Origin of the sequence: Acinetobacter sp. C13, assembly GCF_016809775.1 — a bacterium.
Lineage (GTDB): Bacteria > Pseudomonadota > Gammaproteobacteria > Pseudomonadales > Moraxellaceae > Acinetobacter > Acinetobacter pittii.
Genome location: NZ_JAFBJL010000001.1, coordinates 119572 through 144430, shown reverse-complemented (window position 1 = coordinate 144430; position 24859 = coordinate 119572). Strand labels below are relative to the sequence as shown.

The following is a 24859-nucleotide window of genomic DNA, read 5'->3' as shown; positions in this document are numbered from 1 at the left end:
CTATGTATTCAGAATCAGGGTCGAAGTACAAATGTCTAAATCTTTTTTGATTGGTTCTAAAAGCATCATGCTCATCTCATTAAGTATGCTGCCCATGCTTGTATCGGCGAAAACTATTTTAATTTTAGGAGATAGTATTAGTGCCGGTTACGGAATTGATCCCAAACAAGGTTGGGTACAATTACTGCAAAAACGTTTAGACCAACAGTATCCCAAACAACACAAAGTGGTCAATGCAAGTGTTAGTGGAGAAACAACAAGCGGTGCTTTAGCTCGATTACCTAAGTTATTACAGACTTATAAGCCCAATGTTGTCGTGATTGAATTAGGCGGGAATGATGGCTTGCGTGGTCAACCACCTCAAATGATTCAAAAGAATCTGGATCAGCTCATTCAATTAAGCCAGAAACAAAAAGCCAAAGTTATTCTTTTTGGCATGAAGATTCCGCCAAATTATGGGGCTGCGTATAGCAAAGCTTTTGAAAATAATTATAAAGTTGTAAGTCAAAAATATCAGGTGAAACTACTACCGTTTTTTCTAGATGGTGTTGCTGGTCAAAAACAGCTTATGCAAAATGATTTGATTCATCCCAATGCTCAAGCGCAGTCAAAACTACTTAATTTAGCTTACCCATATATAAAAGGTGCCCTATAGGCACCTTTTATCTTTAAGCATTCTTTTTAATATGATCAGAAATCAAAAAAAGTAACTTCACCTGTTTCGAGTGAATATTCTGCACCAACAACAATTAATTCACCTTTTGCAATCAGGCTCTCTAACACCGCTGAACCATGGCGTAATTGATTTACAGAAGCAAAAACGTTTGAACGTACCGCATGACATGATAATTTTTTCAAATCATTTTTTAAGTCAGTCTGCATTAAAATTTCAACTGATGGACGAACGCGGTTCACAATCGACATTAGGTTAGATGATGGCGGTTGATCAGGATTCATTAACGTATCAATTGTCGCCTGAATAGCGCCACAATGACTATGTCCCAATACAACAACAACTGGACAGTCATAGCGTTCTGCCGCGAACTCAACACTACCGACTTGTGAAGGAGCAACTACATTACCAGCAACACGGATTACGAATAAGTCACCAAGACCTTGATCAAATACCATTTCTGCTGGAACACGTGAATCTGAACAACCTAATACAATCGCAAACGGATTTTGATCCTTTGCCATTTCAGCGCGTTCATGATGCGATAAGGTTTTTGCAAGGGAACTATTTCCATTTACAAATCGTTGATTACCCGCTTTCAGACGATCTAAAACTTCTTGCGCAGTAGGCATTTTATATTTCCATTGTTTTTTCAAGGTTGGAAATCATTTTAATGTGTCAAAATTTGAATGTCACTGACAAAAAATAAATCCTTTTCTATGAAAAAATTTAAAAATACTTAACTTGTTTTAATGTAGAGTTCACTGCACATTCGCTACTGTTTAGTGAAAAAATAGACATACTTTGGTTCTCGGATTGACTATAATTTTCTTCATTCTAAACATTTGGCAAATGACTCATTGGCAAAGTTTTTCAATAATTTTTCAAACTCGCTTAAGCTTCAAGGATGAAATCTATGACAAGGCTGTCCACATCAATTAAGGCCTCTATGAAAAAAACTGCTACCGCCCTGACTTTGGCTTGTAGCATATTGTCAGTGATGAGTATTTCTCAAACACAGGCAGCCGATAATATTGATGTGACATTCCAGAATGTATTACAGCAAGAACGTAACTGGGCAGGTCTACAAAGTAAAAGCTTAAAAGTCGGTGATGTGACTTGGTCATATAGCGAAGGCGGCTCTACAACAAAACCGACTTTACTCCTTATTCATGGTTTAGCGGGTAGCCGTGATAACTGGAACCGAGTGGCTCGTTATCTCACCACAAATTACCATGTCATTATTCCTGATTTACCGGGTAGTGGTGAAACTATCGTTCCACAAGACTTCGATTATTCTGTACCAAATCTTGCTGAAAAGTTACGTCGCTTTGTTGAGGCTGCAAATTTAAAAGGTCCAATTCATATTGCTGGGCACTCACTCGGCGGCTCTATTGCCCTACTCTATGCTGGACAATATCCATTTGAAACGAAAAGTTTATTTTTAGTAGATAGCGGCGGTATTTTTCGCTCAGCCAATACAATTTATTTAAAAGATCCTGCTTACCTCAAACAACTTTTAGTGTCTAAAAAAGGTGACTTTAATTATTTATTAAAACAAACCATGTTTAATCCTCCGTTTATTCCTAAAGAGTTTCTTCAAGCTCAAGAAAAGTTGATGATTGATCAGGCACCTCAAACACAAAAACTGGTTGATCAATTGATTGCACTTAATAAAGTCTATACACCAGATTCATTTGCTGTACTTACCAAAACGATCGATGCACCGACGCTCATTCTATGGGGCAAACAAGATAAGATTATTAATGTCGAAGTAGCAAGTGAACTAAAACGACTTTTAAAGAATGCTCAGCCTCCAGTTATTTTAGAAAATGTAGGTCATATGCCAATATTGGAAGCTGAACAGTTGGTTATGCAACAATATCTACCGTTTTTACTTAAAGTAGAAACAAATCAGTCGTCAAAAACGACCACACCTTAATAAAACTTCGGACTTGTGAGACCTTATGTCTACCCAACCACTTATTGAAAAACTTATTGAAGCTCATCTAGATTTTTTAGATGAGCAATTTGCTCAGACTCAGGTGATCCAGCAAGAGTTTGAGCAATTTTATCATTGGTTGGGGAGTCGGCAATTACAACATCTGTGGACTTTTGAACAAATTCAACAGCTCATTCAAAAGCAGATTTTAGATACGCCTGCTTCTGATTTCCTGATTGAACAAATTGCTGAGCATATTCGCTTTGCATTGATTCATCCTGCAAATGAAACCGCAACTGTTGAAGATGTTATTCCTGTTCTAACGATTGACCGAATTGCACAATACGTTGCAAGTAAGGAACAGCACCGTAAAAAACTGATTAAAACGATTGTGAATAACCCTGCTTTTTCGGCCCTGCTCACGCAACTGATTCAGCAAACAATGCATGATTATTTAGATGAATCGATGTCAAAACGTGTGCCCGGTGTAGGTCGTTTTATGAAAATGGGGAAATCTGTTTTAGAAACAGTAACCGATTCAAATCTGGACGATACGATTAATCATTATTTGCAAAAGAATATTTTAAAACTCAGCCAAATGAGTGAGCGTGTTTTAAACCAACATTTTGACAATGATAAGCTCTACCATTTTCAGGCAAATGTTTGGCATAAAGTTAAAACTATGCCACTTTCTGTTTTAAAAAATTATGTAGAAACTCAAGACTTATCAAAAACGGTTGGTTTAGGGCATGAAATCTGGGACCACATTCGTCAAACTGATTATTTAAAACAACAAGTACATGATGGTATCTATACTTGGTATGTACGTAATCAAGAGCGTAATTTTGACTTGTTACTTCTTGACCTCAGTATTGATGAAAGCTTAGTGCAACACGAGCTGACCACGTTACTTGTGCCTGTATTACAGCAGTTAATTACAACAGGACATTTAAGACGTCGTGCCCGTGTTTACTTAGAAAAATTCTATTATTCTGAAAAAGCATTAGATATTTTAAATAACAAAGGCGCTTAGAGCGCCTTTGTTATTTAACTAATTAAAATTTATAAATAATTCCTAAATTATAACGACGTCCGTCTAAGACATAATTATAAGTTGCCACATCAATGTCTTTATCAAATAAGTTATAAATCCCTGCCGCAACTTGTATTTTGTCAGTCGGTTTATAGTTCATACCAATATCAACCAGTCCATAAGCAGGCTTTCCTTCAGCCATTGAGGTACGGCTTAAATATTCAGAAGTTTTGCTACGGAAATTCAAACGACTCCACATATTAACTAAGTCATTAACTTGCCAATCTAAAGTGGTATTAAACATATGTTCCGGCATCTCATTTAAAGGCTGACCTTTAAATTGACCACTTTTTTGCTCAGTATCGGTATAAGTATAATTAGCATTCATTTTTAAATCTGGTGAAATTAACCAACCAAATGTCGCTTCAACACCTCTCATATTGGCTTTATCCACATTTGTGCGTTGACTCACAAAATCATAATCTAGACCTAACCACTTACACTCGCGAGCACCTGCATCTCCTGAGCACGTTCTAACTTCGGTAATTTTATCTTTAAATTCACTGTTAAAAATCGTTAATCCAGCATTCAAGTTATCTAAATTATCCCACGCGAATGATAGCTCATAGTTGGTACTTTTTTCAGGTTTTAAATTTGGATTACCAACAATCACTCCAGCAGAACTGCTGCCACCTGTAGCTTGCCCCCATTCTGCTACGGTCGCTCTTAATGCAGGTGTTTTATAACCTGTTGATACGCCGCCTTTAATAATCCAGTTATCATTTAAAGTCCATACCCCGTATAGCTTAGGACTGAAATGATCTCCAAATTTTTCGTCCTGATCCATCCGTAATGACATTGTTAAAGTGAAAGGATCAATAATATTCCATGCATCTTCTGCAAATAATGCCCAGCTATAACGATCTAAATTAGAAACAGGTTGTGAGCCACCCACTTTTAATTGGTTACCTAAATCATCTAATTCTTCTTTTAGATAACTTCCGCCCACGCTAAGCGCATGATTTGCGAGTGTGATCTGGTTAAGCGTGTTAAATGTAGTATTTACAGCTTCCATATTTCTAGACGGGTTCTTATTTTCTTCGCGTTGAATATAAGAATGAGTCTTTACAGGACCAATGTCACCACGGTGCGTTAAACTATATTCTGTACGGTAATAGTCTGTTAATGAATCTACTGGTGGATTGCGACCAGTTTGAATAGGTGAAACTGTTTTACCTATTGTGGCATTACGATTTTGGATAGAACGCTGGTATTCAAGCTCGATGGTATGTTGGTCATTAGGAGTTAAGCTTAAAGTAGCCCCTCCCGCCCGAATTTTTTGTTTGTTATAACCACCAATAATTTCATCTTCATCTCTTTGTGAAAATGTGCCATTGGCTTTTAAACCAAGTAAATTCTTAATTAAAGGTCCCGACACATAAGTATTGGCTTGGTAAAGATTTCCAGATTTATTATTTTCTTGAATTGTTGTATCTAACTTAACAGAACTGTTCCAAACATCTGCAACTTTTTTAGTAATGATATTAATCACACCACCCATCGCATCCGAACCATATAGACCCGACATTGGACCACGAATAACTTCAATACGTTCGATACTTTCGATTCCCGGTAACCAACCTTGCTCAATACCTGAATTATCACTATTTGGTCGCACAGAACGTGTATTCACTTTCTTACCATCAACCATAATAACGGTATATGCACTTCCCATCCCACGAATACTGATATCAGATGAGCTTCCACCACCTGTAACAACTACACCAGGAACATCTTTAAGTGCATCAGTTACATCACGATATGCTTTTTTATTAATTTCTTCTTGAGTTAAAACCGAAATCGAAGCTGCTGCTTTTTTTATATTTTGTTCAAAACCACTTGCTGTCACGACAATTTTTTCAAGTTGAGCAACCTCGCTTTCTTTTTCATTTTTTATGGAAGAATCAACTAAAATATTTTCACTTTCAGCGGCATAAGCCGCAGGAAACATTACTGTAAGTACCGAAATTGATAATACAGATTGGAAAATACTCTTCGTCATACCCTACTCCAACATATTAAATTATGAATAAATATTAAGTTTTACTTAAACAAATGTAACAAATTTAAATAAAAAAATAAATAATATTGATAATTATTTTCAATTGTAAGGCCATAAAAAAGCCTCATTGCGAGGCTTTTTTATTTCACTTTTCAAATAATTTAATTATTTGAAGTAAGCACCTTCAGCTTGTGTGTGGTCTGTTTGGTCAACCACACGTTGAAGCTCAGGAATGTTCTCTCTTAAAGTAGTTTCTACACCTTGTTTCAAGGTAACATCAATTGCAGAACAACCTTGGCAACCACCACCAAATTTCAATACAGCAGTTAAACCGTGTTCTGGATCATCTTGTACTTCTACCAAGCTACAATTTCCGCCATGCCCTGCAAGACCTGGGTTAATTTCTGCCTGAAGAATGTAAGTAATACGTTCTTCAATCGAAGCATCTGGACCAACACGTGGAACTTTAGAATTTGGAGCACGGAAAGTGAGCTGACCACCAAAACGGTCCTTGTTGTAATCAATTACGGCATCTAAAAGATAAGGAATAGATGGCGCGTCAATATACGCAGGAAAATCAGGATAGTCCTGCTTATAATCCGTTGGGATCACTTCTTCTGGCGCACTATATGCCATACAGCATTCCGCACGTGGCGTACCCGGATGCTCAACAAAAATTCGAACGCCAATTCCCGGAGTATTTTGCTTCGTTAGTAAATCGTGCAAATACTCTTGTGCAGATGGTGTAATCAAAAGGTTTGGAATTTCTTCTGCAACAGCAGTGTTGGTGTTCTCAGTCGACATAACAATATTCCTCAAGCTGATGCCTTTATATTAACCGAAGATGAGGTAGATTTAAAAAAAATCAACTAAATTTGTCGGATTTATACACAACAGGGTTTCAAGTTAAGTTTTTAATGGCATTATTGACCTCAGTATTGATCATTTTTTAAATATTTCTTATGTTGCATTTGCCGTTTAACCATACAGTTACTCTTATTATTATTACGGTCATTATCTCTTTACTTGCTTTTAGCAATCAAAATGTAATGAACCGATTGATTTTTTGGCCGCCTGCAATGCAACGTGGACAAATTGATCGATTCATTACTCATGGCTTTATTCATGCTGATGGAACACATCTACTCTTCAACATGATTACCCTATTTTTCTTTGGCAGTATTATTGAAAGCTTTTATCGCCAATATTTTTACGACATGGGTTTTGTGTTGTTTTACTTAGGTGGCTTAATCTTTGCGATTTTACCAAGCTATTTACAACATAAAAATGATGCGAACTGGGCCAGTCTAGGCGCTTCAGGTGCTGTTTCAGCGGTTTTATTTGCTTATATTCTGTTTCAGCCATGGAAGCTGATTTTTGTATTCTTCATTCCTGTACCCGCTATTATTTTCGCTATTTTATATGTGGCGTACAGTATTTGGGCTGGTAAACGTGGTAATAGCCATATCAATCATAGTGCTCATTTATGGGGGGCAGCTTACGGGATCATCGTAACCATTTTACTTGAACCTAAAGTTATTCCACATTTCTTAGACCAGCTTACTCGCCTTCCTTTCTAAACGATATAACTCAAAGAAAAGCCTGTTATGGGCTTTTCTTTTTTTCTGATTTATTTATCTGCATAAATTCTCAGTCTTTTTTCTGATTTTCTTTGATCAATTCGTTGTTTTGTTTGCAAAAACCATCTGATTAAACTCAAGCCAATTCTTTTAATAATTCAGATGATACAATGAAGTACAGAGCAATTTTATCTAGTCTTTCTATTGCCTTATTTAGCTTATCTTTGGCTGGATGTAATGACAACGATAAACAAGAAAATGTTGTAAGCACGCCTCAGCAACCGAATATCTTATTTATTATGGCTGATGACTTAGGCTATTCAGATTTAGGGGCTTTTGGTAGTGAAATTCATACCCCTAATATTGATAGTCTGGCTCAAGAAGGTCGACTTTTAACGGATTATCATACTGCCCCGACCTGTTCGCCAACACGCTCTCAACTTATTTCCGGTACTGATCATCATTTAGCTGGTATTGGGGCAATGGCGGAACTCACACCAGAGCATTTGAAAGGACAACCAGGTTATGAGGGCTATTTAAACGAACGTTCTTTATCGATTGCCCAAGTGCTTAAAGACAATGGTTACCGCACATATATTAGTGGTAAATGGCATTTAGGCTTAACCCCTGAAAGCAATGCACATGCTAAAGGTTTTGATCATTCATTTACCTTATTACAAGGTTTAGATCATCATTTTAAACAAGCTCCAAGTGCCTTTAAACGAAATTCAACTTATACAGAAGATGGGCAAATTATTCCTATTTCGGCATTGCCTGATGACTTTTTCTCTACCAACTATTTTACCGATAAATTACTAAGCTACTTAGATTCAGGCAAAAATAGTGGTAAACCATTCTTTGCTTATGCTGCTTACACGGCACCTCACTGGCCAATTCAAGCCCCAGCCGAATATCGTGAAAAATATCGCGGAGTTTATGATGTAGGTTACGATGCAATTCGTAATGCCCGCATTGCGAGACAAAAACAGCTCGGAATTATTCCTGCAAATTTTGATGCAGCAGAACCAATTGCAACTCAAAATGCTCCACAAAAATATGGAAAATGGGATGAGTTAACAGCCGAGCAAAAGGCACTAGAAGCTCGTAAGATGGAAATCTATGCGGGTATGGTAGAAAATCTTGATGCCAATGTCGGCCGCATTATTCAATATCTCAAACAAAATAATCTTTATGACAATACTTTAATTTTCTTTGTTTCAGACAATGGCGCAGAAGGTTTTGTACGTGGCGGATATGGCAGTGAATCTGGTTTTGATAACTCAGTAGCCAATGTTGGTACACCTACTTCATATCACTATATTGGGCCACGTTGGGCCGAAGTCAGTGCGGCACCTTTCCACTTATGGAAAGATACGGCGGGCGAAGGCGCAACGACTGCCCCTGCTATTGTGAAATTACCAAATCAGAAAAAAGCGGAAGAGACAAATCATAGCTTTGCATCTGTACTCGATGTTTTCCCTACCTTACTAGAATATGCTCATATTCCAGTACCACAAGGTCAATACAATGGCCGGGCCATTAATACGCCATCTGGAATTTCATGGAAACCTTTGCTTGAAAACAAAACCGATACTATTCGCCCTGCAAATTTTAGCTTTGCCGATGAGCTGCATGGCAGCAAATATGCAAAACAAGGTGAATGGAAAATCGCACTTCAAGGGCGGCCTGAATTAGGCACAGGGACTTGGGAGCTATACAACATTAAATTAGATCGCGGTGAAAGACAAAACGTTGCTCAGCTTTATCCTGCAAAAGTTCAAGAACTCTTATCGGTCTATCAAAAATATACTGAAAAAAATGGTGTGCAGGAATATAACGCCAAATGAAATTGAAGCCATTTTTAGTTACCACAATCAGCCTGTCTATTATGACAGGCTGTAGCGAATCTTCAAAATTTTCTGAATCTAGGTCTTCGACGCAACAGCAAACATCTTTAGCTGATTTAGGGTCTATTGAAAAGTGTCAAAACTATAGTGGTCTGCCTCAGGGTTGGCTCAAACAGCCTACAGCAGGAATGGTTTTAATTGCCGATGGAGATTTTAACTTTGGTTCTGAAAAGGCCTATCCCGATGAACTTAATTTTGGAAAAAAGCAGCGCGAAGTCAAAGGATTTTGGATTGACCAAACTGAAGTTACGGTCGCTCAGTTTGCAAGTTTTGTAAAAGCAACTGGCTATATTACCGATGCCGAAAAACAAAAACAGGCTGCTGTTTTCTCACCAGACCCTCATCACCCACAGCAATGGTGGCAGCTAAAATCAGGGTATACATGGAAAACGCCAAACGGCGGTACTGGAGCTATAGCAAATCCTAATGAGCCTGTAAGGTATGTAAGTAAAAATGATGCTGAACATTATGCAGTGTGGCTAGGACGTGATTTACCAACAGAACTAGAATGGGAATATGCAGCTAAAGCCAATTCAAAAACTGATACCCCTTTACATCAGGCCCCTACTGATGAACATCAACATCCGCAAGCCAATTACTGGCAAGGCGAATTCCCTTTTCAAAACCTAAATCAAGATCACTTTAAAGGTGTTGCACCCGTTGGATGTTTTGCGGCAAATAAATTCAAACTATTTGATATGATTGGAAATGTATGGGAATGGACATCTTCTCCTTATCAAGGTGCTCATGACCAGCATATGGGAAATTATTCTGATTTACGTCAACAAGAAATCACCAGCACTCAATATGTAATTAAAGGTGGATCTTTTCTTTGTGCACAAAATTATTGTTCACGTTATCGTAGCAGTAGCCGTTATCCACAAGATTTTGATTTAGCTGCAACACATGTTGGATTTCGGACTATTTTACGGTCTCCTTAATTTCTACTTAATTCGACTTATTAAAGATATTTTTTAACCAAAATCAGGTCGAAAAATAATCAAAATGTTTTTATAGTACAAGTGAGAATGATAAAAAAGTGAGAACAAGATGAAAACTTTACTTCTTTGTGCCGCAGCAATTTTCACAATGTCACTATCAGCCTGTGCAGTCCATACACCTGAAGGTAGTATTGTGATTGACCCTGATTCACCATATTACGGACATCCAGGAGGCTTTTGCCCACCAGGACAAGCTAAAAAAGGACGTTGTTAGAAATACCCTCTTTGAAAGTAATTTTGAAGTTACTCTAAAGAAATAGGCTTCAATCAAGTGAGGAATTGAATACTAAATGGAGGGTTCCAGCCCAAAAATAGATGGGATGAAACTAGAAAATTATGGTGTAAAAAAATCACCATATCCCCAAGATTTTTAAAAGACAATCTTACGTTGTCTTCTATCTAGTTTCACCCCAATTCTTTCTTATTCCGTTTGACTTTTCTTACCGCTTAAGAAAAAAGTCTAGTTTTTAATCATTTCTGTATCTCTATTATTGATACATTTTGAACATTTTACCTTCAGGTTAATACTGATGTATTTGCTTAATACAAAATAAACATTTATGTAACGTAAGTCTATAAAAATGTTCTAAAAATGTGAAAAAAATTAAGGTAAAAATGAGATGAATTTATCATAATAACTTTCTCTTTCACGTTTCATCACATAAATAATCAATATTATTTTGTCAGTTATTGCCACTCGTTTCCTTTCATTGGCATAGATAATGTATACACATGTATATTAACCCAGTCGTATAAACGAGATATTTTATGTCCAGCACAAGTCAAGTCGAAGGTCTACAATTTCCGGTACACGCCTCAACAAAAAAACAAAGTACATCTCTTACAGGCCAAGAGATTTTGTCAGAGGCTTTATCTATTGTAGATAATAAAACCGCACAACAAGTGTTGAATGAAAAAAACTGGCGAAAAAACTATCCTTTATATTTTAAAGCTCTTGTTAAACAAGGGATTTCTAATATCAACAACCCAATTACTATTGCGAAGCAAGGGTTGCATAAAGCTCACCATATTTTTGATTATTATCGTGATGGTAAACACTACCTTTTAAAAGATGCCGTTCATATTGCTTCATCTACTCCTCTTTATACAGTAAAACTTAAAGGTGAAAGTGAGGCAGCACCAGAGTGGTATGTTCCTTATAAAGGACAAAAGCTGAGTGGACAAAGCTTACTGGACCAAATTCAACGCTGGGAAGAGACTGGTATTATTGAGCCAAGTCATGCAAAAGCACTTCGTGAAGCTATTGCTCATCCAGAATGGTTCGATTTGTCTGACCGTACGATGGTGCTGTTTGGTGCAGCCTCAGAAGCAGGACCACTGCCTTGGTTAGCCAAATGGAAAGCGAATATTGTTGCTGTAGATTTACCAAACTCACGAGTCTGGGGCAAAATCCTAAATACAATTCAACAAGGGAATGCAACACTCATTGCACCATGTGTTGAAGCCGTTGATTCGTCAGCAAAAGCTTCGGAGTTAAAAGATAAGCTGGGTGCAAATTTACTGACTCAATTACCAGAAATAGCGCAGTGGCTGGTGCAGTTTCCACAAAAGTTAGATTTGGCAGCAATCGCCTATTTAGATGGTGAAAAGCATGTCCGCGTTTCCATGGCAATGGATAGTATTATGCAATTTGTGAGCGAGCATAAGCCTGATACAAGCCTTATGTTTATGTGTACTCCAACCGATGTTTATGCAGTACCAAAAGAAGTTGCAGAGGCTGCTCAAGAGAAATTTAAATCCCGCAGAAAAATGCAAAAATTGGCAGTAAAAGGTGTTTCTGCTCTTTCGCTCAATCGTTTTTTTCAAGCGCCATACCAAGACTTGGTTACATGTGAAAATGGAAAAACTTATGGTATTGCCGACTGCTTAGTGGTTGAACAAGGTCCAAACTATGCTTTGGCAAAGCGTATTCAACAATGGCGTGCTATTTTGGCCCGCCATCAAGGACAACGTGTCAGCATTAATATTGCACCATCGACAACAACTCATTCAGTGACTAAAAATCCATTATTGAAAGCAGCTTTTAATGGCGCAGAACTTTTCGATGTAGAAGCATTTAGCCCTGAAACCACCAATGCCATTATGGCGGCGCTCTGGATTCATGACTTAAGAAATGAGTCTTCTGTCGCGAATCCTGAAACTGTATTAGACCATCCGCTTGAACTTATGATGGAAGGTGCCAATCATGGTGGTCTATGGCGTGTCGCTTATTTAGCACGAACTGCCCTGCCTTTTGCGGCAATTTATGGTTTTGCTACCGAAAAACTTCCTTTTAGAAAATCATCTAAAAAATAATTTGATTAAAGCCCAATCTTAGAATTGGGCTTTTTTCTAAAGTGTCTTTATTTACCTTGAAAGTGCGATAGATATTTTTGCATTTCATCAGGCGGCACCATGCCACCCCCGGTAGCCCATATTACATGATTTGCCTGTTGCAACTGCTCAGCTGTAAACTGGTGTAAAGCCAAGTAATCAGGACTCGTCTGAACATAATACGGCCCCATCATGCCTGCTACTGCAGAAGGCTCAAGCTGAATATTCTCAGTTTGATTTAAAAGCGCAATGAGCTCATATAAACGTTCATCATGAATGGTGTAGTAGCCATCGATTAATTGTTGCATAGCACGCCCGACAAAACCTGAAGCACGCCCTACCGCAAGTCCGTCTGCCGCAGTAACGTTATCAATACCAATATCATTGACTGAAATCTGATCATGCAAACCTGTGTGGACACCAAGTAACATACACGGCGAATGTGTTGGTTCTGCAAAGATACAGTGTACATGCTCACCAAAAGCCAGTTTTAGTCCAAAACTCACCCCACCAGGCCCACCACCGACGCCACACGGCAAATAAACAAATAATGGGTGTTCAGCATCGACTTTAATTTGTTTTTGCTCAAATTGCTGTTTTAAGCGTATTCCTGCAACGGCATAACCTAAAAATAATGTTGTTGAGTTTTCATCATCAATGAAAAAGCAGTGTGGATCTTGCTCTGCGGCTTTTCGTCCTTCTTCAACAGCTACGCCGTAATCACTGGCATATTCTACAACGTTAACGCCGATTGAACGTAGTTTGTCTTTTTTCCACTGTCTAGCATCAGCCGACATATGAACAGTGACTCTAAAGCCGAGTTTGGCGCTCATGATGCCAATAGAAAGCCCAAGGTTGCCTGTAGAACCTACTGCAATTTGATACTTAGAAAAGAATGCCCTAAATGAATCTTGATCTAATTTACTATAATCATCTTCTGGTTTAAGTAACCCTGCCTGCATGGCAAGTTTTTCAGCATGTGTGAGCACTTCATAAATGCCACCACGTGCTTTGATGGAGCCTGAAATAGGTAGATGACTATCCTTTTTCAGCCAGAATGTTCCATTAAGCTGTACTTGTTTCGCTGACGAAAGCACTTGCTGCATATGAGCAATTTCAACAATATCTGATTCAATTTTTCCATGTTGTGCTTGAGTTTCAGGAAATACTTTTGCCAAATAAGGTGCGAAACGCGCTAGTCTTGCTTCTGCTTCACTTACATCCTTAGCGGTTAGTCCAACTTTTTCTAAAGCTTCTTTTAAAGGATAACGATGAGGTGTAAACCAAAATGTTTCTTGATAGGCTTGAAGTGTTTCAATAAGTGGAAATTTTTGTTTTAGCTGATGTATTTGAACCGCATTCATAATATATCCTGATATAAAATTTTAAGCCCAGCCTATAAAGCTGTTTGATGACCTATAACAACTTATTAATTTATAGATGAATGTACATGAAAAATAGTCTCAACTTTAAAAACTAAATAAATAAAAAAGCCACTGTGAACAGTGGCTTTAATTTTTTAAATGCTTTTATACAAACTGTAAGAATAACCAGTACAAACCACCTGACAAGCAGATTGTTGCAGGAAGAGTAAATACCCATGCAGAGAGAATTGTCTTCACGGTATTAAAGTTTAAACCTGATTTATTCGCGACCATAGTCCCCGCAACAGCACTGTTTAAAACGTGTGTTGTTGAAACTGGCATACCTAAACCATCGGCAGCTGCAATTGTACTCATTGCAACAAGCTCAGCAGACATCCCTTGACCATAAGTCATGTGGTGCTTACCAATACGCTCACCTACAGTCACAACAATACGTTTCCAACCCACCATTGTGCCTAGACCAAGTGCTAAAGCAACAGCCACTTTTACCCAAGTCGGAATGTATTGTAAGAATGAATCTAAGCTACTACGGTATTCTTTCACAAGCTTTTTCTGTGAGTCATCCATTTTTGGTAAAGCATCTGCTTTATCCAAACGCTTAAACGTCGTTGTACTCAAATACATGTCATTACGAATTTCGCTAATTGCAGCTTCAGGAATATCTTTTAAGTTGCTATAGCTAGAAACTCGTTCACCCAAGTGATCAGTCATACTTGCCAATGCAGGCACAACTTCCGGAGTTTGCTGTTTAGTTTGAATATATTTAGTCAAAATAACACGTGCTTTTTCATCGGTTAATTCTGGCTGATTTTGATTCAAAAATACGGCAGTTTGAGAAGAAAGCTGATGGAATGATTGAACTTGCTGAGTATCAAGATTTTTATTTAATGAATAAGCCAACGGCACCAAACCAACCAAAATCAGCATGATGAGTCCCATACCCTTTTGACCGTCATTAGAACCATGTGCAAAACTCACACCTGTACAGGTAAAGATCAAAATTGCACGAATGATTGCTGGTGGTGGTTTATTCCCTTCAGGTGGCTGGAATAATTCTAATTGGCGTTTAAAAATAGTTTTAACCAACAAGAATACAATCGCTGCAAAAGCGAAACCAATTAAAGGTGAAAATAATAATGCCTTACCGACTTTAATCACCTGATCCATATCAACACCACTGGTCGTTACCCCAGTCGATGCACTCAATAGATGGTTCATAATGCCCACACCCAAAATTGAACCAATCAAGGTATGTGAGCTAGAAGCAGGAATACCCAAGAACCAAGTACCCAAGTTCCAGAGAATCGCAGCAATAAGAAGCGCAAAAACCATTGCGAAACCTGCACCACTGCCCATATTCATAATCAGTTCAACAGGCAACAATGCAATAATGCCGTAAGCGACTGCGCCGCTTGCAACCATTACCCCAAGAAAATTACAAAAACCAGCCCACATGACTGCTACCGGTGCTGGTAAAGCATTGGTGTAAATCACTGTTGCCACTGCATTTGCAGTATCGTGGAAGCCATTTACAAACTCAAAGCCTAAAGCAATCAAGAGGGCAGTTGATAAAAGAATAACTGAATAAAGACTCAAAGGTGGTACATGTGCTAAATCAGCACTCACCTGAAATCCAATATAAATAAGTGTTGCAACAATAATCGTCAGAAACACCGGCATAAAAAATTTAGGTGTCGGGACATGTACATTCGTCGATTTGACTTGCAGGTTTGCCGCAAGTTTTGAATCCGAAACAGGGGGTAGATTAGAATTCATGCAGACGGTAAGAGGATAAAAAAATCCTCTGTATTCTTAAATTAAATTATGACAATTATATGACAAAGCGGCGCCTGATGAAGTCAATTTTTCACATTTTGACCTCATTTGATGCACCTTTCCTCTACGCTTTTTATTTTTTTATTTAAATACAATAATTTACATAAATCCCCACCCATCTATTTTATGACTATTTTTGAAGCAAAAATATCTAAAAAATTACCTAAACGTCTACTTTTTAAACACAACAACTGTCATAAAACCGAATATTGGAGATGAAATATTTCAATATCATGATCATTTTATGAATATTTGATGAAAAAACAGTCTTCATTTGTTATAAAAGCCGTTTTTTAATGAATCTATTACTGTGAATGATGGGTCGTTATAGGTCATCAATTGCGCAACTATTCTGTTACAATAGCGCCGCATTTTTAAATTCATATAAAAGATCGGGGTTTTCTATGTCTACGCTTGCCACCCTAAAAGCGCTTCTTGCTAAACGCATTCTGATTATTGATGGTGCTATGGGAACTATGATCCAGCGCCATAAATTAGAAGAAGCCGACTACCGTGGTGAGCGTTTTGCCGATTGGGCACATGACTTAAAAGGTAACAATGACCTTTTGGTTCTGACCCAGCCTCAAATCATTCAAGGTATTCATGAAGCTTATCTTGATGCTGGTGCAGATATTATTGAAACCAACAGTTTTAACGGCACACGTGTTTCTATGTCTGATTACCACATGGAAGATCTTGTTCCAGAGATTAACCGTGAAGCAGCACGTTTGGCCAAAGCAGCTTGTGAGAAGTATTCGACTCCAGAGAAACCGCGTTTTGTAGCAGGTGTGCTTGGGCCAACATCGCGTACTTGTTCAATTTCACCGAATGTAAATGACCCTGCCTTTCGTAACATCACCTTTGATGAGCTAAAAGAAAACTATATTGAAGCGACTCATGCGCTGATCGAAGGCGGTGCAGATATCATTTTGATTGAAACCGTATTTGACACATTAAACTGTAAAGCTGCGATTTTTGCGGTTAAAGAAGTCTTTAAACAAATTGGTCGTGAATTACCAATCATGATTTCAGGGACCATTACCGATGCATCGGGTCGTACATTAACAGGTCAAACTGCCGAAGCGTTCTGGAACTCTGTACGTCATGGCGACTTGCTATCGATTGGTTTTAACTGTGCGCTTGGTGCAGATGCCATGCGTCCTCACGTAAAAACTATTTCCGATGTCGCAGATACGTTTGTTTCAGCGCACCCAAATGCGGGCTTACCAAACGCTTTTGGTGAATATGACGAAACGCCAGAACAAACGGCAGCATTCTTAAAAGAATTTGCAGAAAGCGGCTTAATTAATATTACTGGTGGTTGCTGTGGTACAACACCTGACCATATCCGCGCGATTGCCAATGCGGTAAAAGATATTGCGCCTCGTCAAGTTCCTGAAACTGTACCTGCGTGTCGTTTGAGTGGTTTAGAACCATTTAATATTTATGATGACTCACTTTTTGTGAACGTGGGTGAACGTACTAACGTTACAGGTTCGAAAAAATTCTTACGTTTAATTCGTGAAGAAAACTTTGCTGAAGCTTTAGAAGTTGCACAGCAACAGGTTGAAGCTGGTGCGCAGATTATTGACATTAACATGGATGAAGGGATGCTTGATTCGCAAAATGCGATGGTGCATTTCTTAAATCTTGTAGCTTCTGAGCCAGATATTTCACGTGTGCCAATCATGATTGACTCATCAAAATGGGAAATCATTGAAGCTGGCTTAAAATGCGTACAAGGTAAACCCGTTGTTAACTCGATTTCTTTAAAAGAAGGTTATGAAGAGTTTGTAGAAAAAGCTCGTCTGTGCCGTCAATATGGTGCTGCAATTATTGTTATGGCATTTGACGAAACAGGTCAGGCCGACACTGCTGCACGTAAGCGTGAAATCTGTAAACGCTCATATGACATTTTGGTTAATGATGTTGGCTTCCCTGCTGAAGATATTATTTTTGACCCGAACGTGTTTGCAGTTGCAACAGGGATTGAAGAACACAATAACTATGGCGTCGACTTTATTGAAGCCACAGGTTGGATTAAACAGAACTTACCTCACGCTATGATTTCTGGTGGTGTGTCGAATGTTTCGTTCTCGTTCCGTGGTAACGAGCCTGTTCGTGAAGCCATTCACTCTGTGTTCTTGTACCATGCCATCAAACAAGGCATGACCATGGGTATTGTGAATGCTGGCCAAATGGCAATTTATGATGATATTCCAGCCGAGCTAAAAGAAGCTGTTGAAGATGTCATCTTAAACCAAAACCAAGGTGAATCTGGTCAAGCTGCGACTGAAAAATTGCTTGAAGTGGCTGAAAAATACCGTGGCCAAGGCGGTGCTACAAAAGAAGCCGAGAACCTTGAATGGCGTAATGAATCTGTAGAAAAACGTCTTGAATATGCGTTAGTCAAAGGTATTACAACTTACATTGATGAAGATACCGAAGAAGCTCGCCTCAAAGCCAAACGTCCTTTAGATGTAATCGAAGGCGCTTTGATGGACGGTATGAACGTGGTTGGTGACTTGTTCGGTTCGGGCAAAATGTTCTTACCGCAAGTTGTAAAATCTGCACGTGTTATGAAGCAAGCTGTGGCTTGGCTCAACCCGTACATTGAAGCTGAAAAAACAGGTAGCCAATCTAAAGGTAAAGTCTTGATGGCAACTGTTAAAGGCGACGTACACGATATTGGTAAAAATATTGTAGGTGTTGTACTTGGCTGTAATGGTTATGACATTGTTGATCTTGGCGTAATGGTACCTTGCGAGAAAATCTTACAAACCGCAATTGATGAAAAATGTGACATCATCGGCTTGTCAGGTCTAATTACTCCATCTTTAGATGAGATGGTCTTTGTTGCGAAAGAAATGCAACGCAAAGGCTTTAACATTCCTTTATTAATTGGTGGCGCGACTACTTCTAAAGCACACACAGCAGTAAAAATTGATCCTCAGTACCAAAATGACGCAGTGATTTATGTTGCCGATGCTTCACGTGCTGTGGGTGTTGCAACCACCCTGCTTTCGAAAGAAATGCGTGGAAACTTTATTGCAGAGCACCGTGCTGAATATGCCAAGATTCGCGAGCGCTTAGCCAACAAACAGCCAAAAGCTGCAAAATTGACCTATGCTGAGTCAGTTGAAAACGGTTTTAAAATTGACGAAAGCTATGTACCACCAAAACCAAATCTTTTAGGAACACAAGTTCTCACTAACTACCCTCTTGCAACCCTTGTAGAGTATTTTGACTGGACACCATTCTTCATTTCTTGGAGCTTGGCAGGTAAATTCCCGAAAATTTTAGAAGATGAAGTGGTCGGCGAAGCTGCAACAGATTTGTATAACCAAGCTCAAGCGATGTTGAAAGATATTATCGACAACAACCGTTTTGATGCTCGTGCCGTATTCGGTATGTTCCCTGCACAGCGCACTGACGCCGACACAGTAAGTGTATTTGATGAAGCAGGTCAAAATATTACGCATACTTTTGAGCACTTACGTCAACAATCTGACAAAGTGACAGGTAAACCGAACTTGTCTTTGGCAGATTACATTCGTAATGACCGTGAACAACAGGACTACCTAGGCGGATTCACTGTATCGATTTTTGGTGCAGAAGAACTGGCAAATGAGTACAAAGCCAAAGGTGATGACTACTCTGCAATTTTAGTTCAATCACTGGCTGACCGTTTTGCTGAGGCCTTTGCAGAACACTTACATGAACGCATTCGTAAAGAGTTCTGGGGCTATAAAGCGGATGAACAGCTTAGCAATGAAGAGCTGATTAAAGAGAAATATGTCGGTATTCGCCCTGCACCGGGTTACCCTGCTTGCCCTGAGCACTCTGAAAAGGCAGTGTTATTTGACTGGTTAGGATCTACCGACAAAATTGGTACTAAACTGACTGAACACTTTGCAATGATGCCACCATCTTCGGTGAGTGGTTTCTATTATTCTCATCCACAAAGTGAATACTTTAACGTAGGTAAAATATCTCAAGACCAACTTGAAGATTATGCAAAACGTAAAGGTTGGACACTGGATGAAGCGAAACGTTGGTTAGCGCCGAATTTAGATGATTCGATTGTTTAATTGAAATTTAAAGGTAGTACATATAATATATACTACCTTTTATTTTAAATAAGTTTATGAATTTAAAAGACGAAAAAGAGAAAATACTTAAAAAATATTCTTATTCAAAAGCGTATAAGAATTATTTTGAAATTAGTACCAATCAAAAATACTTTCCATTTAAACGAATTAGTCTCATTATTTTCACATTTTTATTCTTTTTTTTAATTTCATATAAATTTACTTTACCTAAATTAGAAAATGAATCTCTCTATATTTTTGCAGCACAAGTTACTATCATTGCCTTAATTTTTCCAATAATTTTAACCTTAATTGGAATTTTATATAGTAAAAATAATGATTTTGATTCGATCTTCAAAATTTATATTGCTAATACAAATGCTAAAACACTTTATCGTGGATCATTTATTCTACTACTTTTTTATGTTATCAGTTTTTTTTATTTATATGACTCCTCCCTTTCAGAACAAATTAGGAGATCTTTAAATGTTACCTTAGGAATCATGTTTATAGATGCAATCATAGTAACTCTTTTTTTCCTTGAACAAACTATTTCCTTTACTACAACAAATGGAGTTAATAAAATATTAACCAAACATTTTATTAACTCAGAAAAAAATGATGAGTCTGTTAACATTATTAGCATTATTACTAACAGAATAAATGAAAACATCCAAAATTCTGATCTAAATTCTTTTGAAAAAAATATAGAATTTCTTCTTTATTTCTTAGACAAAGTTATAATTATATCAACAGAAATTAAGGACAATAAAATTTCATCCAACTTAAATAAAACATTTAAAAATGATTTATTTAGCACCAAATTTTCAAAAATTATTTTTTTAATTCAAAAAAATATAGAATTAGCAATAAATAGTCCAAATCCTGAGTATTATCAAAGTCTTCATAGTGTCTATTTTTATATTTTTTGTAGAAATTATAAAATACTAGAAAATGAATCTATATTATTACTTTTACAAGCTCATTATCAACATACCTTCTTTATAACTAAAGAAACAGTTGAGATGAAGCCTAAAATTATCAACGATTTTATATCATCTTGGTACAAATGGTTAAATTCATATATAAAATTAGATGACAATTTAACATTCTATATTTTTAAAAATCATCTTAATTTTACAACTTTAATAATTAATACATTTAGCAAAGACAAAAATATAAGGGGACTTGATTTTATTTGCGATTGCTTAAGTCGATGGGAGGATGTAGCTGCTAAGATGCCAAATTATGTAGAGTATGAAAATAAACTACAAACAATATTTGATTTTGAAAATTTAGATACATTTGCTAATCTTGTTTTAGAAACAAAAATATTATCTTTTTATCTAATTAGTAAAAATCTAGATGACAATAAAGTTTGCTATAAATATTATGAAGTTTTAATTAAGGGAAAAAAGTTAATTAAAACAACTGATTTAATGGTTAACTCTTACTCATTCCAGAGCATCGATGAAATTTTATTTAGCTATTTTAGACTTCTATCTAATCATCCATATGAACATTATTTCAACAATTTTCTTGAAGAGTTAGACCGTATAATTGAAATTTCAGGCTTAATACATGGAGGATGGATTCCATTTTTAGAAAATAGGATTACCAATTATATAATTAAGTTATTATTATTAAACACTACGAAAAACAAATCCACGTCAGGTTATCTGTGGGAATCAGCATTTGAAAATTCTTCAATAGCAAAAAATGATAAAATATTAAACTTACTATTAAAAATTCAGAAAGAAATTATTAATTTCAATAATTATGATAGCTTAGAATGGGACAGTAAAAAGCTTGAAATTACCAAAAAAAGATTAAGTGATTATATTGAAAATTTAATTTCTCACACCACAAAATGCCTGCAATCTAAGTTTGAATTTATAGAATTAGATCAAAATAAAGTTGAAGATTTAGTTTCAAAAAATACTTTACATACAGAAGACTTAATAAACATGTTGCAAGAAACTTTTTTTTCATTTTTTTCAATCAAGTTAACTACAATCAGAATATAGTTTCATCCTCATACTATGAAACATACGATTCAAAATATTTAACAACCGAATATAGCATACATTTAGACAATATATTCAAGCCTGAATACTATGCATCAATAATAGAAAATTTATTTTTTGAAGAAATTCAAAAAATAAAAAGAATAGAATACCTTTTAAGCGATAACATATTTCAAACTTTACAGAAAATTTACTTAAAGAGCTGTATATTTTCTTTACCCATTGTAATTTATAACAATAATGAAATATTAGAATTTCTCTCACACTATTCCACTAAAAACTCTCCTCTCACTTACATCATAAAAAAACTAGAATATAATATGGGTTATAAAATTGGAAAAACAATTTTTAAGTATGAATTTAAGTTTCCTAAAAATTCAGTTTACATTCTCCCAAATAATATTTTAAAAAATATCTACTTATCTAAAACAAATAATAATTCCCTATCAAAAGTAGATATTAACTTAGACCCTAAAAACCATCAAAAAGCTTTAGTCAAAGTAGATTTTCCTTGTGAAATACATTTAGAAAAAAATAGTTTACCAATTGAGATTATCCTAAAAAAATCATATTAAATTATTTACAATCAGTATTAAAATTTATTTAAATTACAAAATATAATTTCTCACAAATCTATAAATGTATTTATATTTAATAAATACATTTATTTTATCCTACTGAATTCCTCCTTATTCATTAATAAGTTATGCGTTAAAAAGTTAATGGTAGACATATGTAACTCTGCTACGACCTCAATGCCCACTTTTTCAAGCTCTTCGGCTACTTCAAGCGCATGCATGGTTAATAAACCTGCTGGAATAAGATTCTCTTGCTTAAATCCTACTAAGTTCCATTTGTCAATTTGAGGAACTTTTAAGCTTTTATATGGTCACATTACATGAATTTCCTCAATTCTTAAGTGATGCATCATCTCTCGAATAAACACAAAGTAGGTAAAAACATAAAGCTGATCTGGAGACACTTGGCTTGTGTAATAGCTTAAATGCTCAATAAAATCATTTAATCTAGCAATTAGATTAAACAATCCGTAAATAAAAAGATCCCCCAATCTTTAAGATTAAGAGATTTCTTTTCGATACTATTTATACCAAGTACACATTACTTTTACTTCAAATGTGCCTTAATCTTCTCTTTAACTGCTTCAGTTGAAATACCATATCGATCATGCAAAGTGGGTAATGCGCCTGCATCTAAAAATGCATCTGGCAAACCAATCATGTCAAAACGAGGATGTTGACCATTTCTTAGAAGTAGTGAGCCAACAGCTTCTCCTAACCCACCAATGACTGAATGATTTTCGGCAGTTAAAACAGGTCGGCCACCTTTTGTGACTTCATCTAAAATAGTTTGTTCATCTAGAGGCTTAATGGTCGGTACATGTAGCACTGAAACCTCAATGCCCTCTTTTTCAAGCTCTTCGGCTGCCTCAAGCGCACGCATGGTCAATAAACCAGTCGAAATAATGAGTAAGTCTTTACCGGGTTTAATCACCTGTGCCTTACCCAATTTAAACTGGTAGTTGTATTTATCGAGCACTAATGGAACCTGACCACGCAATAAACGCATATATACCGGACCATTATGAGCGGCAATCTGAGGAATTGCCTGTTCTATTTCTAAGGCATCACATGGATCGATAATCATCAAGTTCGGCATAGCACGGAAAATTGCAATATCATCCGTTGCCTGATGACTTGGGCCGTAGCCTGTGGTTAATCCCGGAAGAGCTGCTACAATTTTGACATTCAGGTTATCTTCCGCAATTGCCATACAAATAAAATCGTAGGCACGGCGTGATGCAAATACGGCATAAGTTGTTGCAAAAGGAACAAATCCTTCACGAGCAAGTCCTGCTGCTGCACTCATCAAAAGTTGTTCTGCCATACCCATTTGGAAAAACTTGTCTGGGTTTTCTTTAGCAAAAATATGTAGATCAGTGTATTTTGATAAATCTGCTGATAAACCTACGATATTGTCACGCTCTTTTGCCAAGGCATTCAGTGCATGTCCAAATGGTGCTGGTTTGGTCGGTTGGCCCTCGGCAGCAATAGAAGCAATCATTGCCGAAGTGGTTAGTTTTTTCTTAGGAGGATTAGCTAACTGGCTCATGGTGTACTCCTTACTGTCCGTAGTGGGTCAAAATATTTAAAGCATCATCCCATTCATGTTCATCAACACGAATAAAGTGTGTTTTTTCGCGGCTTTCCAAGAACGATACGCCTTTACCCATTTTGGTGTCACAAATAATGACGCGTGGGCATTTTCCCTCATGGTTTCGCGCTTGTTCGAATGCTTCAAGCAAAGCTTCCATGTTGTTGCCATCCACACGTTGGGTGTACCAACCAAATGACTGCCAACGATCAACAATTGGCTCAAATGCTAAAATTTCACTGGAGTGCCCATCTGCCTGCTGATTATTCACATCAATAATGGCAATTAAGTTATCTAGTTTCCAATGCGAAGCAGACATCACGGCTTCCCATGTTGAGCCCTCATTTAGCTCTCCATCAGAAAGTAAGTTATATACAAAAGCATCCGACTTTTTCTGTTTCAGCCCTAAACATGCGCCGACTGCAATTCCAAGACCGTGACCCAATGAACCACCTGTAATTTCCATACCGGGTGTATAGGAAGCCATGCCCGACATTGGTAACCGACTGTCATCGGCTCCGTAGGTTTCAAGCTCTTCAAGCGGAATAATTTTTGCTTCAATTAAGGCCGCATAAAGTGCAATTGCATAGTGCCCAATAGAAAGATAAAAACGGTCACGGCCTTCCCATTCAGGGTTTTCTGGCTGATATTTCATCGCATGAAAATAAGACACGGCGAGCAAATCTGCTGCACCTAAAGCTTGTCCAACATAGCCTTGGCCTTGTACTTGCCCCATGCGTAAAGCATGTTGGCGAATGTGGTAGGCACGTTGTTGCAACTCGGCAATTTGGTCTGCTTTATCAACATTTAACATTG

General features: G+C 37.2%; 18 protein-coding genes and 1 pseudogene. 11 read left to right on the top strand and 8 right to left on the bottom strand.

Going from position 1 to position 24859, the window contains the following annotated elements; all coding sequences use genetic code 11:
* Positions 1 to 31 precede the first annotated feature (31 nt).
* The gene (locus JGE69_RS00655; RefSeq protein WP_005129345.1) at positions 32 to 655 is read left to right on the top strand and encodes an arylesterase; all 624 of its coding nucleotides are present in this window, start codon (positions 32 to 34) and stop codon (positions 653 to 655) included.
* Positions 656 to 690: 35 nt separating this feature from the next.
* Here JGE69_RS00655 and JGE69_RS00650 read toward each other — a convergent pair whose 3' ends face one another.
* On the bottom strand, positions 691 to 1305 hold the full coding sequence (locus JGE69_RS00650) for a carbonic anhydrase (RefSeq protein WP_199111826.1): 615 nt from the start codon (positions 1303 to 1305) through the stop codon (positions 691 to 693).
* A gap of 284 nt (positions 1306 to 1589) precedes the next feature.
* On the opposite strand from JGE69_RS00650, the gene JGE69_RS00645 reads away from it, so the two are divergent.
* Complete coding sequence (locus tag JGE69_RS00645; protein ID WP_199111824.1) at positions 1590 to 2615, top strand: alpha/beta fold hydrolase; 1026 nt, start codon at positions 1590 to 1592, stop codon at positions 2613 to 2615.
* Positions 2616 to 2640: 25 nt separating this feature from the next.
* Entirely contained in the window at positions 2641 to 3648 is a 1008-nt protein-coding gene (locus tag JGE69_RS00640; protein WP_199111822.1) for a hypothetical protein, read from the top strand.
* A gap of 22 nt (positions 3649 to 3670) precedes the next feature.
* Here the strand turns inward: JGE69_RS00640 and JGE69_RS00635 are convergent, their stop codons facing one another.
* The gene (locus JGE69_RS00635; RefSeq protein WP_199111820.1) at positions 3671 to 5710 is read right to left on the bottom strand and encodes a ligand-gated channel protein; all 2040 of its coding nucleotides are present in this window, start codon (positions 5708 to 5710) and stop codon (positions 3671 to 3673) included.
* Positions 5711 to 5875: 165 nt separating this feature from the next.
* Entirely contained in the window at positions 5876 to 6514 is a 639-nt protein-coding gene (nfuA, locus tag JGE69_RS00630) for a Fe-S biogenesis protein NfuA (protein WP_002117617.1), read from the bottom strand.
* A gap of 158 nt (positions 6515 to 6672) precedes the next feature.
* On the opposite strand from nfuA, the gene JGE69_RS00625 reads away from it, so the two are divergent.
* The 5 genes from JGE69_RS00625 (at position 6673) to JGE69_RS00605 (ending at position 12514) form a co-directional block, all read left to right on the top strand.
* Complete coding sequence (locus JGE69_RS00625) at positions 6673 to 7290, top strand: rhomboid family intramembrane serine protease (RefSeq protein ID WP_002117778.1); 618 nt, start codon at positions 6673 to 6675, stop codon at positions 7288 to 7290.
* A gap of 170 nt (positions 7291 to 7460) precedes the next feature.
* Positions 7461 to 9137 carry an arylsulfatase gene (locus tag JGE69_RS00620; protein WP_199111818.1) on the top strand — a complete coding sequence of 559 codons (1677 nt, stop codon included), beginning with the start codon at positions 7461 to 7463 and terminating at the stop codon, positions 9135 to 9137.
* Complete coding sequence (locus JGE69_RS00615; RefSeq protein ID WP_005070657.1) at positions 9134 to 10138, top strand: formylglycine-generating enzyme family protein; 1005 nt, start codon at positions 9134 to 9136, stop codon at positions 10136 to 10138. Before JGE69_RS00620 ends, JGE69_RS00615 begins: the two co-directional genes overlap by 4 nt.
* 109 nt (positions 10139 to 10247) lie before the next feature.
* Positions 10248 to 10412 carry a hypothetical protein gene (locus tag JGE69_RS00610; protein ID WP_000854552.1) on the top strand — a complete coding sequence of 55 codons (165 nt, stop codon included), beginning with the start codon at positions 10248 to 10250 and terminating at the stop codon, positions 10410 to 10412.
* Positions 10413 to 10966: 554 nt separating this feature from the next.
* On the top strand, positions 10967 to 12514 hold the full coding sequence (locus JGE69_RS00605) for a hypothetical protein (protein WP_199111816.1): 1548 nt from the start codon (positions 10967 to 10969) through the stop codon (positions 12512 to 12514).
* A gap of 47 nt (positions 12515 to 12561) precedes the next feature.
* Here the strand turns inward: JGE69_RS00605 and JGE69_RS00600 are convergent, their stop codons facing one another.
* Both JGE69_RS00600 and JGE69_RS00595 read right to left on the bottom strand, forming a co-directional pair.
* Positions 12562 to 13896, bottom strand: coding sequence for a D-serine ammonia-lyase (locus JGE69_RS00600; protein ID WP_199111814.1), 1335 nt, complete (start codon positions 13894 to 13896; stop codon positions 12562 to 12564).
* 165 nt (positions 13897 to 14061) lie between these two features.
* Complete coding sequence (locus tag JGE69_RS00595; RefSeq protein ID WP_005070664.1) at positions 14062 to 15693, bottom strand: inorganic phosphate transporter; 1632 nt, start codon at positions 15691 to 15693, stop codon at positions 14062 to 14064.
* A 464-nt stretch (positions 15694 to 16157) separates the two neighbouring features.
* On the opposite strand from JGE69_RS00595, the gene metH reads away from it, so the two are divergent.
* The 3 genes from metH to JGE69_RS00580 all read left to right on the top strand — a co-directional run bounded on the left by metH (position 16158) and on the right by JGE69_RS00580 (position 22446).
* Complete coding sequence (metH, locus tag JGE69_RS00590) at positions 16158 to 19844, top strand: methionine synthase (protein WP_199111812.1); 3687 nt, start codon at positions 16158 to 16160, stop codon at positions 19842 to 19844.
* 56 nt (positions 19845 to 19900) lie between these two features.
* A complete protein-coding gene (locus JGE69_RS00585; RefSeq protein WP_199111810.1) occupies positions 19901 to 21871 on the top strand; it encodes a hypothetical protein in 1971 nt (656 codons plus the stop codon).
* Positions 21872 to 22191: 320 nt separating this feature from the next.
* A complete protein-coding gene (locus JGE69_RS00580) occupies positions 22192 to 22446 on the top strand; it encodes a hypothetical protein (RefSeq protein WP_199111808.1) in 255 nt (84 codons plus the stop codon).
* 314 nt (positions 22447 to 22760) lie between these two features.
* Here the strand turns inward: JGE69_RS00580 and JGE69_RS17975 are convergent.
* From JGE69_RS17975 to JGE69_RS00570, 3 genes and pseudogenes are all read right to left on the bottom strand, one after another.
* A pseudogene (locus JGE69_RS17975) lies at positions 22761 to 22892 on the bottom strand (hypothetical protein); the annotation flags it as partial.
* A 104-nt stretch (positions 22893 to 22996) separates the two neighbouring features.
* Positions 22997 to 24001 (bottom strand): transketolase family protein, encoded by a 1005-nt coding sequence (locus tag JGE69_RS00575; protein WP_086400172.1) that lies wholly within the window; start codon positions 23999 to 24001, stop codon positions 22997 to 22999.
* A 10-nt stretch (positions 24002 to 24011) separates the two neighbouring features.
* Positions 24012 to 24857 (bottom strand): transketolase, encoded by an 846-nt coding sequence (locus JGE69_RS00570; protein ID WP_199113196.1) that lies wholly within the window; start codon positions 24855 to 24857, stop codon positions 24012 to 24014.
* Positions 24858 to 24859 lie beyond the last annotated feature (2 nt).

Bases quoted from the DNA above. Each gene is read 5' to 3' on its own strand.
- JGE69_RS00655 (WP_005129345.1), top strand. From the start codon at position 32: ATGTCTAAATCTTTTTTGATTGGTTCTAAAAGCATCATGCTCATCTCA.
- JGE69_RS00650 (WP_199111826.1), bottom strand. From the start codon at position 1,305: ATGCCTACTGCGCAAGAAGTTTTAGATCGTCTGAAAGCGGGTAATCAA.
- JGE69_RS00645 (WP_199111824.1), top strand. From the start codon at position 1,590: ATGACAAGGCTGTCCACATCAATTAAGGCCTCTATGAAAAAAACTGCT.
- JGE69_RS00640 (WP_199111822.1), top strand. From the start codon at position 2,641: ATGTCTACCCAACCACTTATTGAAAAACTTATTGAAGCTCATCTAGAT.
- JGE69_RS00635 (WP_199111820.1), bottom strand. From the start codon at position 5,710: ATGACGAAGAGTATTTTCCAATCTGTATTATCAATTTCGGTACTTACA.
- nfuA (WP_002117617.1), bottom strand. From the start codon at position 6,514: ATGTCGACTGAGAACACCAACACTGCTGTTGCAGAAGAAATTCCAAAC.
- JGE69_RS00625 (WP_002117778.1), top strand. From the start codon at position 6,673: ATGTTGCATTTGCCGTTTAACCATACAGTTACTCTTATTATTATTACG.
- JGE69_RS00620 (WP_199111818.1), top strand. From the start codon at position 7,461: ATGAAGTACAGAGCAATTTTATCTAGTCTTTCTATTGCCTTATTTAGC.
- JGE69_RS00615 (WP_005070657.1), top strand. From the start codon at position 9,134: ATGAAATTGAAGCCATTTTTAGTTACCACAATCAGCCTGTCTATTATG.
- JGE69_RS00610 (WP_000854552.1), top strand. From the start codon at position 10,248: ATGAAAACTTTACTTCTTTGTGCCGCAGCAATTTTCACAATGTCACTA.
- JGE69_RS00605 (WP_199111816.1), top strand. From the start codon at position 10,967: ATGTCCAGCACAAGTCAAGTCGAAGGTCTACAATTTCCGGTACACGCC.
- JGE69_RS00600 (WP_199111814.1), bottom strand. From the start codon at position 13,896: ATGAATGCGGTTCAAATACATCAGCTAAAACAAAAATTTCCACTTATT.
- JGE69_RS00595 (WP_005070664.1), bottom strand. From the start codon at position 15,693: ATGAATTCTAATCTACCCCCTGTTTCGGATTCAAAACTTGCGGCAAAC.
- metH (WP_199111812.1), top strand. From the start codon at position 16,158: ATGTCTACGCTTGCCACCCTAAAAGCGCTTCTTGCTAAACGCATTCTG.
- JGE69_RS00585 (WP_199111810.1), top strand. From the start codon at position 19,901: ATGAATTTAAAAGACGAAAAAGAGAAAATACTTAAAAAATATTCTTAT.
- JGE69_RS00580 (WP_199111808.1), top strand. From the start codon at position 22,192: ATGGGTTATAAAATTGGAAAAACAATTTTTAAGTATGAATTTAAGTTT.
- JGE69_RS00575 (WP_086400172.1), bottom strand. From the start codon at position 24,001: ATGAGCCAGTTAGCTAATCCTCCTAAGAAAAAACTAACCACTTCGGCA.
- JGE69_RS00570 (WP_199113196.1), bottom strand. From the start codon at position 24,857: ATGTTAAATGTTGATAAAGCAGACCAAATTGCCGAGTTGCAACAACGT.